Annotated in this window: 15 protein-coding genes; 11 read left to right on the top strand and 4 right to left on the bottom strand. The window is 71.5% G+C overall.

Annotation, left to right across the window (positions count from 1 at the left end; all coding sequences use genetic code 11):
* The first annotated feature begins 14 nt into the window (after positions 1–14).
* A complete protein-coding gene (locus L1857_RS00125) occupies positions 15–368 on the top strand; it encodes a hypothetical protein (RefSeq protein ID WP_167481542.1) in 354 nt (117 codons plus the stop codon).
* Between the two features lie 253 nt (positions 369–621).
* A complete protein-coding gene (locus L1857_RS00120; protein ID WP_116113108.1) occupies positions 622–1,494 on the top strand; it encodes an aldo/keto reductase family oxidoreductase in 873 nt (290 codons plus the stop codon).
* A gap of 88 nt (positions 1,495–1,582) precedes the next feature.
* On the opposite strand, the gene L1857_RS00115 is transcribed toward L1857_RS00120, so the two are convergent.
* On the bottom strand, positions 1,583–2,143 hold the full coding sequence (locus L1857_RS00115; protein ID WP_094006304.1) for a P-loop nucleotide/nucleoside kinase family protein: 561 nt from the start codon (positions 2,141–2,143) through the stop codon (positions 1,583–1,585).
* A 59-nt stretch (positions 2,144–2,202) separates the two neighbouring features.
* Positions 2,203–3,390 (bottom strand): MFS transporter, encoded by a 1,188-nt coding sequence (locus L1857_RS00110; RefSeq protein ID WP_249464241.1) that lies wholly within the window; start codon positions 3,388–3,390, stop codon positions 2,203–2,205.
* 103 nt (positions 3,391–3,493) lie between these two features.
* Between L1857_RS00110 and L1857_RS00105 the strand changes: the two genes are divergently transcribed.
* The 6 genes from L1857_RS00105 (at position 3,494) to L1857_RS00080 (ending at position 9,769) form a co-directional block, all read left to right on the top strand.
* On the top strand, positions 3,494–5,005 hold the full coding sequence (locus L1857_RS00105; protein WP_116113104.1) for a DHA2 family efflux MFS transporter permease subunit: 1,512 nt from the start codon (positions 3,494–3,496) through the stop codon (positions 5,003–5,005).
* The gene (locus L1857_RS00100; protein ID WP_094006301.1) at positions 4,986–5,585 is read left to right on the top strand and encodes an acyl-CoA-like ligand-binding transcription factor; all 600 of its coding nucleotides are present in this window, start codon (positions 4,986–4,988) and stop codon (positions 5,583–5,585) included. The genes L1857_RS00105 and L1857_RS00100 overlap by 20 nt, the downstream gene beginning before the upstream one ends.
* A gap of 77 nt (positions 5,586–5,662) precedes the next feature.
* Positions 5,663–6,112 carry a Fur family transcriptional regulator gene (locus L1857_RS00095; RefSeq protein WP_094006300.1) on the top strand — a complete coding sequence of 150 codons (450 nt, stop codon included), beginning with the start codon at positions 5,663–5,665 and terminating at the stop codon, positions 6,110–6,112.
* Entirely contained in the window at positions 6,109–7,551 is a 1,443-nt protein-coding gene (locus L1857_RS00090) for a catalase (RefSeq protein WP_116113102.1), read from the top strand. The genes L1857_RS00095 and L1857_RS00090 overlap by 4 nt, the downstream gene beginning before the upstream one ends.
* Before the next feature lie 172 nt (positions 7,552–7,723).
* Positions 7,724–8,221, top strand: a complete 498-nt coding sequence (locus tag L1857_RS00085) for a hypothetical protein (protein WP_094006298.1) — start codon at positions 7,724–7,726, stop codon at positions 8,219–8,221.
* 1,176 nt (positions 8,222–9,397) lie between these two features.
* A complete protein-coding gene (locus tag L1857_RS00080; RefSeq protein WP_346731861.1) occupies positions 9,398–9,769 on the top strand; it encodes a hypothetical protein in 372 nt (123 codons plus the stop codon).
* A 61-nt stretch (positions 9,770–9,830) separates the two neighbouring features.
* On the opposite strand, the gene L1857_RS00075 is transcribed toward L1857_RS00080, so the two are convergent.
* On the bottom strand, positions 9,831–10,877 hold the full coding sequence (locus L1857_RS00075; RefSeq protein WP_094005548.1) for an alpha/beta hydrolase: 1,047 nt from the start codon (positions 10,875–10,877) through the stop codon (positions 9,831–9,833).
* 126 nt (positions 10,878–11,003) lie between these two features.
* Between L1857_RS00075 and L1857_RS00070 the strand changes: the two genes are divergently transcribed.
* The 3 genes from L1857_RS00070 (at position 11,004) to L1857_RS00060 (ending at position 12,542) form a co-directional block, all read left to right on the top strand.
* Positions 11,004–11,549, top strand: a complete 546-nt coding sequence (locus L1857_RS00070; protein ID WP_094005550.1) for an NADPH-dependent FMN reductase — start codon at positions 11,004–11,006, stop codon at positions 11,547–11,549.
* A 65-nt stretch (positions 11,550–11,614) separates the two neighbouring features.
* On the top strand, positions 11,615–12,034 hold the full coding sequence (locus L1857_RS00065) for an organic hydroperoxide resistance protein (protein WP_094005551.1): 420 nt from the start codon (positions 11,615–11,617) through the stop codon (positions 12,032–12,034).
* Positions 12,035–12,065: 31 nt separating this feature from the next.
* Complete coding sequence (locus L1857_RS00060; protein ID WP_094005552.1) at positions 12,066–12,542, top strand: Dps family protein; 477 nt, start codon at positions 12,066–12,068, stop codon at positions 12,540–12,542.
* Between the two features lie 48 nt (positions 12,543–12,590).
* Here L1857_RS00060 and L1857_RS00055 read toward each other — a convergent pair whose 3' ends face one another.
* Positions 12,591–14,420, bottom strand: coding sequence for a prolyl oligopeptidase family serine peptidase (locus tag L1857_RS00055; RefSeq protein WP_249464239.1), 1,830 nt, complete (start codon positions 14,418–14,420; stop codon positions 12,591–12,593).
* Position 14,421 lies beyond the last annotated feature (1 nt).

Raw genomic sequence — 14,421 nt, 5'->3', positions numbered from 1 at the left:
GTAGTTTGGGCGGTATGAGAATTCTGCGGGTGCTCGGAGTTGTCGGGATGGCGGTCGTGCTGGCCGGTTGTGCGGAGGCCGCGGAGACGGCGGACCGGGTGAGCGCGTGCTCGCAGGCGCTCGGGCTGGCGAACCTGAACCCGTACGCCTCGGCCGAGGAGGTGGCGGCCCAGGCGCAGCAGAAGGCCGAGGAGCTGCGGAACCTCGGGAACCAGGTGACGGACCAGACGCTGCAGCAGAACCTCTTCGCGATCGCCGACTCCTACGTCGCGCTGGAGCAGCGCAAGAGCCAGGGCATCAGCGACATCAACGACTGGGTCCAGACCAACACCGCGAACCTGGAGCGCCTCCGCCAGGCCTGCACATAAGCACACCCCCCGCGAGTCCCACACTCCGCCACGCGAGTCCCACACTCACGCCCGCGAGTCCCACACTCACGCCCGCGAGTCCCACGCTCGGGCGCGCGAGTCCCGCGCTCCGGCGCGTGAGTCCCACGCGCAGGGGCTCGCGCTGCCCCGGGCGTCGGCTTCCTGTCCCCGGGACTCCTAGGATCGCGGGGGCTCTGCCTGTTCCCCGGCGCGCGGCGGATCGTGGAGCCCAAGCAGTCGAGAAGGGATTTCCATGACAGCGAACACACTGGCCGGCGGGACGTTCACCCTCACCGGCGGGCTCACCGTCGGGCGCATGGGTTACGGCGCGATGCAGCTGGCCGGCCCCGGGGTGTTCGGGCCGCCCGCCGACCGCGACGCCGCCGTCGCGGTCCTGCGCGAGGCCGTCGAGCTGGGTGTCAACCACATCGACACCGCCGACTTCTACGGCCCGCACGTCACGAACCAGATCATCCGCGAGGCGCTGCACCCCTACGACGGGATCGTGGTGGTGACCAAGGTCGGCGCGGTGCGCGACGACCAGGGCGCCTGGGTGCACCAGCGCTCGCCCGAGCAGCTGCGTGCCCAGGTGCACGACAACCTGCGCAACCTCGGCGTGGACGCGCTCGACGTGGTCAACCTGCGCGTCGGCGGCGGGGACGACGGCCACTCCGCGGTGCCGGGTTCGATCGCCGAACCGTTCACCGCGCTGGTCGAGATGCAGCAGGAGGGCCTGATCAAGCACCTCGGCATCAGCACGGTCAACGCCGAGCAGGTCGCCGAGGCGCAGTCGATCGCGCCGGTCGTGTGCGTGCAGAACGCCTACAACGTGGCCCACCGCGAGGACGACGAGCTCGTCGAGTCGCTGGCCGCGCAGGGCATCGCGTACGTGCCGTACTTCCCGCTCGGCGGGTTCTCGCCGCTGCAGTCGCAGGTGCTGGACTCGGTGGCCGCCCGACTCGGCGCGACGCCGATGGCCGTCGCGCTGGCCTGGCTGTTGCAGCGCTCGCCGAACATCCTGCTGATCCCCGGCACGTCGTCGGTGGCCCACCTGCGGGAGAACGTGGCCGCCGCGTCACTGGAGCTCCCGGCGGACGCCATCGGCGAACTGGACGCGATCGGCTGACCCACCGCGAACGCGGAACTCGCGTGCCTGAGCGTGGAACTCGCGTGCCTGAGCGTGGGACTCGCGCGACGGAGCGTGGGACTCGCGCTCAGCGCACCACGAGGTGGAGGCCCCGGCCGGCCGTTTCCCGGTCGATGACCGTGGTTTCGTTCCAGCCGCGGGGCCGGCCGTCGAGCAGCAGCGCGCGCACCCGGGGCAGGCGGCGCACGTGGCGGCAGAAGGACGCCTTCCGCAGCACCCGGCCGCGCGCGCGTTGCCCGGCCAGCGCCTCCTGCGGGGTGCAGTCCACCCACAGCAGGTGCCGTCGCCGTCCGGTGACCAGCCCGGTCAGCATCAGCCACGCCCGGGTCGCCGCGCCGGTCGCCGGGTCGTGCACCACGACCGGCCCGGGGGTGCGGATGGCCGCGAACATCACCCGCACCCGGTGCAGGACGTGCACCGCCGGGCGGTAGCGGCGGTACGGCGTGCCCGGCGGCAGGGCGGCGGCCAGCCGGTCGCGCATCTGGTCGGAATCGAGCACCTCGACCGGGCGGCTGGCCTGCGTGCTGCGCAGCAGGGTGCTCTTGCCCGAACCGGGCAGCCCGGCGATCACCAGCAGCGCCCGCGGTTCGATCGTCATCTCCAGGGTGGCGCCGGCTGTGCTGTTCATACCGGGCCAACGCGTGATCACACCGCCCGCGTTCCTCACTTACCGGTCAAACCGGTCGTTCACAGCGACGCCACAGCCGGCACCCGGGCTGACCGGCGGCGCAGCCCGAACGCGACCACGGCGAATCCGAGCCCGAACAGGCCCGCCGCCGCGAAGCCCCACCCGGGTGTGGTGTGGTCGATCACGAACCCCACCACCGGGCTGCCGGCGGCCATCCCGAGCCGGGTGGCCGCGTCGAGCAGGCCCATCGCCTCGCCGCGCACCCGCGGCGGCGCGAGGCCGGTGACCTCCTCGGCGGTCGAGGCGAGGGTCGGCGCGCAGGCCAGGTTGGTCGGCACCAGGGCGATCGCGAGCAGCCACCACGGCAGCCCGCTGGCCAGCCCGACCGGGATCACGAGCACGGTCAGCAGCACCATGAGCCGGGTTTGGGAAAGCGATTTCCGCACCGCGCCGTGGACGATGCCACCGACCGCGGACGCGACGCACATCACGGCGATCACCACGCCGGTCCAGCCCACCTCGCCGGTGGCGCGCAGCGCGGCGAGCGTCGCCAGTTCCGTGCCGATCAGGCAGAACAGCGCGCCCGACGCGACCAGCAGGGCGCCGACCAGCCGCGGCGTGAGCCACTCCCGCATGGGCGGCCGCGCCGCGCTGACCACCTCGGCCTCGTGCCGGATCGGCGGGTTGAACCAGCACAGCGCCACGGTGCCGAGGGCGAAGCAGCCCCCGATCCCGCTCAGCGCGAGCGTCGACGACAGCTGCGTCGAGACCGCGATGCCCGCGCTCGGGCCGACCATGAAGGTCGTCTCCAGCAGGATCGAGTCGAGCGAGTACGCCGAGCGTCGGGACTCCGGCGGCACCAGCGCGGTCAGCACCTGGCGGGCGATCGAGCTGGCCGGCAGCACGAGCGCGCCCGCCGGCAGCGCGGCCACGAGCAGCGCCGTGTACGGCAGGTGCGGGGTGGCCAGCCAGAACGCCGCCGAGGTCAGGCCGCAGACCGAGGTGACCGGGCGCAGCCCGTAGCGGTCGATCATCCGCCCGACGAGCGGGGCGCCGAGCGCGCTGCCGAGCATCGTCGCGGTCCCGACCAGCCCCGCTTCGCCGTACCCGCGGCCCAGGTCGCTGACGACGTGCAGGGTCAGCGTGATGCCGGTCGCGGTCATCGGCAGGCGCGTGAAGAAGAACAGCAGCATCGCCATGCGGACCCCGGGCACGGCGAGGACCTGGCGATACGGCTGGAGGGACATGTTCCCACTTTGGCACGCCCGTGCAACTCCATTTCCGCCGCTTGCTACGCACGCAAACTGACAGCTACTATCAAAAAACAGTGACTTTCAGTTTGGAGGGGCGATGGACGGCGTGAAGCGGTGGTGGGCGCTGGGTGCGCTCGCAGTGGCGTTGCTGGCCTTCGGGCTCGACGTGACGGTCCTGTCGGTCGCCCTGCCGACCCTGGCCGTTGACCTGCAGGCGTCCACGAGCGAGCTGCAGTGGTTCTCGAACGCGTACACGCTGGTGCTCGCCGCCGGACTGTTGCCGGCCGGCCTGCTCGGGGACAAGTTCGGCACCAAGCGGTTCCTGCTCGGCGGTCTCGCGCTCTTCGGCCTGGCCTCGGTGGCCTGCGCCTACGCCGGCACGGCCGAGATGCTGATCGCGGCGCGGGCGTTCCTCGGTCTGGGCGCGGCGGCACTGGTGCCGCTGTCGATGTCGGTGCTCAACGTGCTGTTCCCGGGTGCCGACCGGGCGCGGGCGATCGCCGTGTGGGCGGCGGCGATGGCGGTCGGCATCCCGCTCGGACCGGTGGTCGGCGGGTGGCTGCTGGACAACTTCTGGTGGGGCTCGGTCTTCCTGCTCAACGTGCCCGCGGTGCTCGCCGGCCTGGTGCTGCTGGCCTGGCTGGTGCCGAACCTGCCCGGCGACCGCGCCCGGCGCGTCGACCTCCCGGGTGTCGTCCTGTCCAGCGTGAGCCTGGCCGCGCTGACCTACGGACTGGTCGAGGCCGGCGACCGAGGCTGGGGGTCGGCCGCCGCGCTCGGGCCGGTCGCCGGCGGGCTGGTGCTGCTGGCCGGGTTCGTCGTCCACCAGGCTCGGGTGGACCAGCCGTTGCTGGACCTGAAGCTGTTCGCCTCGCCCGGATTCCGCTGGGGTGCCGTGCTCGCGACGCTGGCGTCCTTCACGATGATGGGCGCGTTGTTCGTGCTGCCGCAGTACTTCCAGGCGGTGCAGGCGACCGACGCGCTGGGGACCGGGTTGCGGTTGCTGCCGGTGGTCGGCGGTCTGCTCGTCGGCGTGCGGACCGCGGAGTGGCTGCGGCCCCGGCTGGGGGCGGGGGTCCTGGTGAGCGCCGGGTTCGTGGTGATGACGGCCGGGCTGGTCACCGGCACGGCCACCGGCGCCGGCGACGGGTACGGCTTCCCGGCGGTGTGGGTGTCGCTGGTCGGCGTGGGGCTGGGGTTCGCGCTGCCGCCGTCGATGGACGTCGCGATGGGTGCGTTGAGTCCAGGACGCGGCGGGGTCGGCGGCGGTGTACTGCAGGCCGTGCGGCAGGTCGGCGGCACCTTCGGGGTTGCGATCCTCGGGACGGTGCTGAACGCCGCCTACCGCACGCGGGTCGACGTGAGCGGGCTGCCCGGCGAGGCGGCGTCGGCGGTCCGGAGCAGTGCCGCGGCCGGGGTGGAGGTCGCGGCGCGTGTGCCCGCGCTGCTCGGCTCGGTGCGCGAGTCGTTCGTGTCCGGCATGGCCGCGGCGCTGTGGGTGTGCGCCGGCTTCGCCCTGGTGGGTGCGGTGCTGGCCGCGCTGTTCCTGCCGCGGCAGGCGCAGGACGTGGCCGGGGCAGAATCGGGGCATGAGGTCGTCGCGGGATGAGCAGCCGGTCGGGTTGCGGGAGCGGAAGAAGGCGCGGACGCGGGCCGCGATCCAGGGGCACGCGCTGAGGTTGTTCGCGGCGCAGGGCTACGCGGAGACCACGATCGAGCAGATCGCCGCGGCCGCCGAGGTTTCGCAGAGCACCTTCTTCCGCTACTTCCCGACCAAGGAGGACACGGTCCTCTACGACCGCCTCGACCCGGTGCTGATGCGGGCCTTCGTGGCGCAGCCGGCGGAGCTGACGCCGCTGCAGGCGGTGCGGGCCGCGTGCGCCGAGGTGTTCACGCGGCTGGATGCCGAAGAGTCCGAACTGGAGCGTGCCCGGCAGCGGCTGGTGTTCGCCGTCCCCGAGTTGCGGAACCGGATGTTGGAGCAGATCGCGGCCGGGGTGTCCATGCTCGCCGAGGCGGCGGCCGAGCGAGTGGGCCGGGACCCCGGTGACTTCTCCGTGCGGGTGTGGGCCGGAGCGGTGGTCGGCGTGGTCTTCGCGGCATACTTCAGCGCGGCCGACGCTCCGGAGAACCTGGCCGGCGTGGTCGACAGGGCGGTCACCCTGCTGGAGGACGGGCTGCCGCTGTAGGCCGGGCGGGGAACGTCACTCACCCGCCCGGGCAGTTTTCTTGACTCATTCCAGATTAACGGGCAAGCTTGGTTGCGATGCCTCACCAGTCGAGCCCCGTGCGGGACCAGCTCAAGGCCGCCGGCCTGCGGATCACCGCTCCGCGCGTCGCCGTTCTCGAGTGGCTCGCCGGGCATCCCCACGCGACCGCCGACCAGGTCGCGGCCGGTGTGCGGGACGTGCTCGGTTCCGTGTCCACCCAGGCGGTCTACGACGTCCTGGGTGCCTGCACGAACGCCGAACTGGTGCGGCGCATCGAACCGGCCGGCCATCCGGCCCGGTTCGAGAGACGTACCGGGGACAACCACCACCACCTCGTCTGCCGCGGCTGCGGCCGGGCCGAGGACGTCGACTGCGTCCACGGCGCCGCGCCCTGCCTGCAACCCTCGAACACCGCCGGGTTCGTCGTCGAGGAGGCGGAGGTCGTCTTCTGGGGCCTGTGCCCCGCCTGTTCCACCACCCACCACGAGAAGGAGGGCTCGGCGTGACCAAGCCGACCACCAACAACGTGGGCATCCCGGTGGCCAGCGACAACGATTCGCTGACCCTGGGCGCCAACGGCCCGATCCTGCTGCAGGACCACTACCTCATCGAGAAGAACGCGCACTTCAACCGCGAGCGCGTCCCGGAGCGCGTGGTGCACGCGAAGGGCGGCGGTGCGTTCGGTTTCCTCGAGGTCACCGAGGACGTCAGCCAGTTCACCAAGGCCGCGCTGTTCCAGCCGGGCACCCGCACCGAGAGCGTCATCCGCTTCTCGTCGGTGGCCGGCGAGAACGGCTCGCCCGACACCTGGCGCGACCCGCGTGGGTTCGCCGTGAAGTTCTACACCACGCAGGGCAACTACGACCTGGTCGGCAACAACACGCCGGTGTTCTTCATCCGGGACCCGATCAAGTTCCCGGACTTCATCCACTCGCAGAAGCGCCGCGCCGACAACCACCTGCGCGACCACAACATCCAGTGGGACTTCTGGACCCTGCGGCCCGAGTCGGCCCACCAGGTCACCTGGCTGATGGGCGACCGCGGCATCCCGTCGAACTGGCGCGAGATGGACGGGTTCGGCTCGCACACCTACCTGTGGGAGAACGCGGGCGGCGAGAAGTTCTGGGTCAAGTACCACTTCAAGACCGACCAGGGCATCGGCTACCTGACCCAGGCCGAGGCCGACCGCATCGCCGGTGAGGACGCCGACTACTACATCCGTGACCTGTGGACCGCGATCGAGCGGGGCGACCACCCGAGCTGGACCCTGTACGTCCAGGTCATGCCGTACGAGGAGGCCGCGGACTACCGGTTCAACCCGTTCGACCTGACGAAGGTGTGGCCGCACGGCGACTACCCGCTGATCAAGGTCGGCCGGTACGTGCTCGACCGCAACCCGTCGAACTACTTCGCGGAGATCGAGCAGGCCGCGTTCGCGCCGACCAACATGGTGCCGGGCATCGGGCCGTCGCCGGACAAGATGCTGCAGGGCCGCCTGTTCGCCTACCCGGACGCGCACCGCTACCGGATCGGCGCGAACTTCGCGCAGCTGCCGGTGAACGCGCCGAAGTCGCCGGTGAACAGCTATTCGCGGGACGGCGCGATGCGCTACCAGAACCCGGGCGACCCGGTGTACGCGCCGAACTCGTTCGGCGGCCCGCACGCCGACGCGGCTTACGCCGGCGAGACGGTGTCCTCCTACGGGGTGGTCGACGAGGTCATCCGGTCGGCTTACCGGCTGCACGCCGAGGACGACGACTTCGGCCAGGCGGGCACCCTGGTGCGCAAGGTGATGGACGACGCGCAGCGTGAGCGCCTGGCGCAGAACATCATCGGCCACGCCAAGAAGGGCGTGTCCGAGCCGGTGCTGGAGCGCGTGTTCGAGTACTGGCGCAACGTGGACAAGTCCCTCGGCGACAAGGTCGCCGAAGCGTTCGGCAAGTAGTCTCCCACCACGGAGCAGCGGCCCGGTGAGTCCTTTGTGGCTCGCCGGGCCGCTTTCGGTTGTGACACCGATGGGTGGTGATCACTCCCGGATCGGGTGGCAGGACGGTTGAGCGGCGGTGGTGTTGGTACTTCTCGCTGCGCGTCAGGTCACCCACACCAGGAGGTAGGGAATGAGAGGCAACTTCGCCCGGATCGTGGCCGCGGTGGTGGCCGGCAGCGTTCTGGCGTTGACCGGAGCCGCTGTCGCCGCGGCCGACGGATCGGGCACGTCCAGCACCCAGGCCGCCGGTGAGCAGTTGCTGCAGCTGCGCACCGAGCTGGTCGACTCGGCCTACTCGGCCGACGTGCCCGGCACCCAGCGCGCGCTGGGCCAGATGAGCCCGCTGCTGGGCGACCTCGCCGCGGGCGAGAAGTACACCGTGCAGTCGGATACGCGGGAAACAGCGGCCTCCGCGAAGAACGACGCCGACACGACGAGCCGGATCATCGCCGACCCGTCCCAGGCGAGCACCGTCAAGCAGGTGCCGTCGACGTCGCCGCTGCAGAACCCGCCGCCGCCCCTGGACATCGTGGCGGACCTGCTGAAGACGCTGATCCAGAAGCTGACGGAGCTGTTGAACGCGCTGACGGGCACCCCGCCGCCGGCGTTGACCGTGCCCGCAGCCTGACCAGAACGGCCGGGCTCCACTGTGGACACCCACAGCGGAGCCCGGCCTTTCTTTTGCGGCGCGCCAGCGCCGTGCAGTGAACCCAAGGTAGCTGGGTGGTCATCCCGTCGCCTGACACGTGACGATCACCTTGAGCCAGGGCCGCAACCCAGGCTCTCTCCGGCGGCCGACCTTGCCAACCTTGCGGCCCTGGCTCAAGGTGATACACACAAACCGGAAGGCGACGGGATGACCACCCAGCGACCACCTGCCCGAGGTGAGGTTCCTGCATTCCCCGTCATCCCGGAGCCTGCCCGTCCGGCGAGGACATCTTTTGATCTTTAGAGGTGACGTTGGGCAGGCGGGGAGTCCGCCCTGCGGGCGGTCCGCCCTGCGGGCGGAGAGCGCCTCACGGCGCCGAACGGTCACCTTCCGACCACCCCCGCCCCCGATTCCGGATTGTGTTTCAGTCGCCGAGCAGGCGTGTCAAGGCGGGAAAGAGTACCTTGACACGCCTGATCGGCGACCAAAGACCGGCTGTGGATCGGGGGCGGGGGAGGTCTGGTTGGGGTAGCCGGTGCAGCTGCGTTGCCGGCCGCCGGTTGTGCGGGGCTGCCGCGCGGCCCCGGGGGTAGTCGGTGCTGATGCGTTGCCGGCTTGCGGTTTGCCGGGCTGCCGCGCGGCCCTGGGCCGTAGTCGGCCCACCGCCGTTGCCGGCCGCCGGTTCGCAGGCTGCCGCGCGGCCAGGTCCACTACCGCCCCACTTCCGTCACCCCCACTTGTCCACTGTTCTTCCACCCCCCACCCTCCAGTGCAGCGCTTCGAGTGAGTTTGGGGTACCGCCGGGTGACGCGACCACGCTGCGCAACCCCCGCTCCCCAAAACCTTGATCAGCTGGGCGATCGAGAACCGTTCGAGTTTCATCCGATGCGGGGCTACGGCGAGAAACCGAATCCGGCACGTGAGGGTTGGAAACCGTCACCTTCGGGTGCTGAGTGGTGGGAGATCAACACGCCAGGTACGCATGAGCCTGACAGGTCCACCGAGGCCAGGAGGTAGGGAGATGTTAGGCAAGTTCGCCAGGGTCATCGCGGTGGCGGTGGCCGGCAGCGTGCTGGCGGTGGGCGGCGCAGGCGTCGCCGCGGCCGGGGGAAGGGTACGTCCAGCACGCAGGCCGCCGCGGAACAGGTTCTCCAGTTGCGCGACCAGCTCGCCAGGGCCGCCTACGCCGGGGACGTGCCCGCCACCCAGCGGTCGCTCGGCGCGATGAGCCCGGTGCTCGGCGACCTCGCCGCCGGGCAGAAGTACTCCATCCAGTCCGACGCGCAGCAGACTGCCGCCACGAGCAACGACTACGCCACCGAGGCGAGCCGCATCCTGGCCGATCCGTCGAAGGCCGGCGAGGTCCGCCAGCTGCCGCCGGTGCCGGACATCCCCGACCTGCCACCGCCGCTGAACCTCGTCAGCAACCTGCTCAAGAACCTGCTGAAGACCGTGACGAGCCTGCTCGCCTCACTGCTCGGCTCGGCTCCGCCGCTCCCGGTGCCGGTGCCGATCCCGGCAGCCTGACCAGCGATCCGGCAGGGGGGCCGGAATCCGATGTGGACGTCCACATCGGATTCCGGTCTTTTTACGCCCGCAGTCCCAGGCGCAGTGCGCCCGCCGCCTCCGAGGTCGCCTCCCGGAACCGCCTGCCGACGCCGAGGAAGTTGACGTAACCGTGAATGAGATCGCGCTGACGGCTCAACGTGACCGGCACACCCGCGTCCCGCAGCTTGGCCGCGTACGCCTCGCCCTCGTCGCGCAGCGGGTCGAACCCGGCGGTGGCGACGTAGGCGGGCGGCAGCCCGGTGAAGTCCTCGGCGAGCAGCGGCGACAGCCGGGTGTCCGTGCGGTCCACCCCGGTCGGCGCGTAGTGGTCGATGAACCACGTCATGTCGGCGTCGGTGAGGAAGAAGCCGCTGGCGAAGATCTCCCGCGACCGGCGCCGCGTGCTCGCGTCCACCCCGGGGTAGAGCAGCAGCTGGAACGCCGGGGCCGGGCCGCCGCGCGCGGTCGTCACCTGGGCGGTCACCGCCGCGAGGTTGCCGCCCGCGCTGTCGCCGCCCACCGCGATCCGGTCCGGGTCCACGCCCAGGTCGGCGGCCTTGGAGTGGGCGTAGCCGAACGCGGCGAGGGCGTCGTCGGTGGCCGCGGGGAACGGGTGTTCGGGCGCGAGCCGGTACTCCACCGAGAGCACCCGGACGCCCGCGTGCTTGGCGAAGTAGCGGGCGGTGTTGTCGTGGCTCGCGCGGCTGCCGATCACCCAGCCGCCGCCGTGGAAGAACACCAGCAGCGGCGACGGCGACGGCAGCCCCTCGGGCACGTACAGCGTCGCCGGCAGCGGGCCGTGCTCGGCCGGGATGACGATCTCCTGCGTGCGCACCGGCTCGATCGGCTTGCCGCTGACCAGGTGGCCGGACTCGAGGATCCGCTGCCGGGCGACCTCGGGCGTGCCCGCGCTCATGCTGACCCGGTTGAGCTGCTGGAGCCGGAGCAGCAGCTGGGCGTCGAGCGCGAGTTCCTGGCCGTCCAGCCGGATGGGGCGTCCGGCGATCAGCCGTCGCGCGGCCCCGGGGAGCCCGAAGATCAGTTGAGCCGCGAGGGCTTCCGCGCGGCTCCGCAGTGAGGTCGCCATGACCCGGGAGGTTACTCACTAGTAGGCAAACTGACCAGGGTGTGACCGCCGCCTCCGTCCCAGATCCTGGTCCTCCACCTAGGTGGAGGGGTTAGCCTCGAACTCGTGACTAGTGCGGCGGTCAACGTGGTCGGTATCGGCGGCTCCCTGCGCCCGGGCTCACAGTCCGAGCGCGCCCTGCGGATCGCGCTGGGCAGCGCGGCCGAGGCCGGGGCCGAAACGCTCGCCCTCACCGGCGACGACCTGGTGCTGCCGTTCTACGACTCGGCGATCGAGGAACGCACGCCGCAGGCGGTCCGCTTCGTGGAGGCGATCCGCCGGGCCGACGGGCTGATCATCGTCTCGCCCGGCTACCACGGCGCGCTGTCCGGGCTGATCAAGAACGCGCTGGACTACGTCGAGGACCTGCGGCCGGACGAGCGCCCCTACCTGGACGGCCGCGCGGTCGGGCTGGCCGCCGTCGCGTTCGGGTGGCAGGCCGCGGTGACCACGCTCGACCAGCTGCGGACCATCACCCACGCGCTGCGCGGGTGGCCGACGCCACTCGGCGGGTCGATCAACTCCGCGGAGGTCAAGTTCGACGAGGTCGGCGGCGCCTCCGAGGAGAAGGCCGTGACCACGCTCAAGCTGATCGGGCGGCAGGTCGTGGACTTCGCCCGCGCCCGCCGCTGAGGATTCGTCCACCGGCTCACGGGGTATCCACCCGCTGACACCTGCCGTCGGCGGAGGGGAACCAGGTGGAACCGGTTTACACAGCGGTCGCGACCGCCCGTGGCGACGGACGGAACGGCGAGGTCACGACGTCGGACGGCGTGATCGACGAACGGCTGGCCGTGCCCAAGGAGATGGGCGGCCCCGGCGGCGAGATGACCAACCCGGAGCAGCTGTTCGCGGCCGGGTACGCCGCCTGCTTCCACAGCGCCGTCCGGCTGGTGGCGCGCAAGGCCGGCGTCGAGCTGGACGACTCCGCCGTCACCGCCGAGGTCGGGATCGGCCGGGTCGCCGGCGTCCTGGAGCTGGCCGTCAAGCTCGTGGCCCACCTGCCCGGCCTGGAGCAGGACCAGGCCGGTGAACTCGCGGCGCAGGCGCACCAGGTGTGCCCGTACTCGCGCGCCACCAGGGGAAACATCCAGGTCGAGATCACCGCGACGACCTGACGAAGAGTTGTCGACAAGGAGGATTTTTTCGATGGCGAACGCACCCATCAAGAGCCCGCTCAGCCCGGCCGACAAGGAGATCACCGGTAACGCGCTGCAGGCCGCGCTGGTCGACCTGGTCGACCTGTCGCTGATCGCGAAGCAGGCGCACTGGAACGTGGTCGGGTCGAACTTCCGCAGCGTGCACCTGCAGCTCGACGAGCTGGTGGCCACCGCGCGCAACTACGTGGACGAGGTCGCCGAGCGCGCCAACGCGATCGGCATCTCGCCGAACGGCAAGGCCAAGACCGTCGTGGAAAGCTCGGGTCTGAAGGACTACCCGGACAACTGGCAGAGCGTGGAGTCCACGATCGAGAACATCGTGAACATCCTCGCCGACCTGATCCAGCGCATGCGCAAGCGCATCGACGAGACGGACAAGAGCGACCTGGTCACCCAGGACCTGTTCATCGAGATCACGCACGAGCTGGAGAAGGCCCACTGGATGTGGCAGGCGCAGACCGCCTGACCGGCGCACGACGAGGGCCCCGGGAGCGTTCCCGGGGCCCTCGTCGCGTCAGCGCAGCCCGACCGCCTTCATCGCGAAGTGCACCTCCGCCGCGGTCTGCTTGATCGTCTCGGCGATCACCAGCGAGCCGTGACCGGCGTCGTAGCGGTAGAACTCGTACGGCAGGTCGCGCTTGGCCAGCCGCTCCAGGTAGTTCTCGATCTGCCGGATCGGGCAGCGCGGGTCGTTGTCGCCGGCCAGGACCAGCACCGGCGCCTTGACCGCGTCGACGTAGGTGATCGGCGAGCACTCCTGGTACACCGCGGGCACGTCCTCCGGTGACCCGCCGAACAGCGCCCGGTCGAACTGGCGCAGCTGCTCCATCTCGTCCTCGTAGGCGGCGACGTAGTCCGCCACCGGCACGCTCGCGACCCCGGCCGCCCACCGGTCGGGCTGGGTGCCCACGGCGAGCAGCGTCAGGTAGCCGCCCCAGGAGGCGCCGGAGACGACCATCCGCGCCGGGTCGCTCAGGCCGCTGGAGACGGCCCAGTCGTACACCGCGGCGACGTCCTCCAGCTCGGTCAGGCCGGGGCGGCCCTCGATCGCGTCGCGCCAGGCCGAGCCGTAGCCGGTGGAGCCGCGGTAGTTGACCTCGACGACGGCGAACCCGGCGTCCAGCCACACCGCGCGGTAGGCGGAGAAGCGGTCCTCGTCGGCCGCGTGCGGGCCGCCGTGCAGGGTGAACACCGTGGGCAGCGGTCCGTCCGGCGCGTTCCGCGGGCGGGCGACCAGCGCGTGGATGCGGCCGCCCGCGCCCTCGACGAACGCGTCGGTGACCGGCGCGGAACCGGGTGCCGGGTCGCCGGGCGGGGTGAGCAGGACGGTGTCGGTACCGTCGGTCGCCCGGGCGCGGATGACGGCGGGCTCCGCGGCGCTGGACCAGGAGTACTCGACCGTGCCGTCGGGGCGCACCCCGGCGCCGCCGATCCGGCCCGGCGGGGTGTCCACAGCGGACAGTTCGCCGGTGGTCAGGTCGTAGCGGTGCAGGGAGCTGCGGGCCTCGTGGAAGTGCACGACGAGCAGCGCGTCGGCCGACGGATACCAGGTGGCGACGACCTCGCCGGGCAGGCCGAGGTCCAGCTCCTGCTCGGTGCCTGCGGCCACGTCCCAGACCAGCAGCTCCTCGCGGCCGCGGCGCTCGTGCAGCACGAGCAGCCGCTGGTCACCGGCGACGGGCGAGAACTCCAGCGGCGTGAGGCCCTTGCCCTCGCCGTCCCACTTGTCGGCGACGGCGTCGAAGTTCGTGGTGTCCAGGACGCGGACCGCGGGGTGACGGGAGTCACCGTGCTCGGCGTGGGAGATGGCGAGCAGCGACTCGTCGCGGGACAGCGCGGCGACGCCGGCGTCCTGCTCGCTGGCGTAGAAGCGGGTGGTCTGCCCGTCGCGGGTGGCGAACAGCTCGCTGCCGTCGTCGGTGGAGACGCCGCTGGCGATGACGCGGTGACCGATCTCGAGCCCGGCCGGGTAGCCGGCGTGGACGCCGGGCAGGGCGGGCTCGGCCGGGCCGCCGTCGAACGGCTGGCGCATCCAGGTGCCGAACTCGTCGCCGTCGGTGTCGTTGAACCACCAGATGGCGCTGCCGTCGGGGGAGGTGGTGGCGTGCAGGGTGCCGTTGGGACGGTCGGTGACCTGGCGGTGCTCGCCGGTGGCGCGGTCCCAGGAGTAGACCTCCCACACGCCGCTGGCGTTGGAGACGTAGATGTTGCGGTCGGGCGCGTCGAGGGACCAGTCCGGCACCGACACGCGCGGGGCGTGGAACCGGGCGCGCCAGCGGGACTCGGCCTCGGGGTCGTCGAAGAGGCGGTCGGGGATGTTCGCGGGCGGGTGCTGGGTAGTCACC

It is taken from the genome of Amycolatopsis thermalba (genome assembly GCF_023376025.1).
Lineage (GTDB): Bacteria > Actinomycetota > Actinomycetes > Mycobacteriales > Pseudonocardiaceae > Amycolatopsis_E > Amycolatopsis_E thermalba.
The sequence above is the reverse complement of the archived record's forward strand: the minus strand, read 5'-3'. Positions and strand labels throughout refer to the sequence as shown.

Coding starts and splice junctions, on each gene's coding strand:
- L1857_RS00105 (WP_116113104.1), top strand. CDS start 3,494: ATGGACGGCGTGAAGCGGTGGTGGGCGCTGGGTGCGCTCGCAGTGGCG.
- L1857_RS00060 (WP_094005552.1), top strand. CDS start 12,066: ATGGCGAACGCACCCATCAAGAGCCCGCTCAGCCCGGCCGACAAGGAG.
- L1857_RS00120 (WP_116113108.1), top strand. CDS start 622: ATGACAGCGAACACACTGGCCGGCGGGACGTTCACCCTCACCGGCGGG.
- L1857_RS00095 (WP_094006300.1), top strand. CDS start 5,663: ATGCCTCACCAGTCGAGCCCCGTGCGGGACCAGCTCAAGGCCGCCGGC.
- L1857_RS00115 (WP_094006304.1), bottom strand. CDS start 2,143: ATGAACAGCACAGCCGGCGCCACCCTGGAGATGACGATCGAACCGCGG.
- L1857_RS00110 (WP_249464241.1), bottom strand. CDS start 3,390: ATGTCCCTCCAGCCGTATCGCCAGGTCCTCGCCGTGCCCGGGGTCCGC.
- L1857_RS00125 (WP_167481542.1), top strand. CDS start 15: ATGAGAATTCTGCGGGTGCTCGGAGTTGTCGGGATGGCGGTCGTGCTG.
- L1857_RS00085 (WP_094006298.1), top strand. CDS start 7,724: ATGAGAGGCAACTTCGCCCGGATCGTGGCCGCGGTGGTGGCCGGCAGC.
- L1857_RS00100 (WP_094006301.1), top strand. CDS start 4,986: ATGAGGTCGTCGCGGGATGAGCAGCCGGTCGGGTTGCGGGAGCGGAAG.
- L1857_RS00075 (WP_094005548.1), bottom strand. CDS start 10,877: ATGGCGACCTCACTGCGGAGCCGCGCGGAAGCCCTCGCGGCTCAACTG.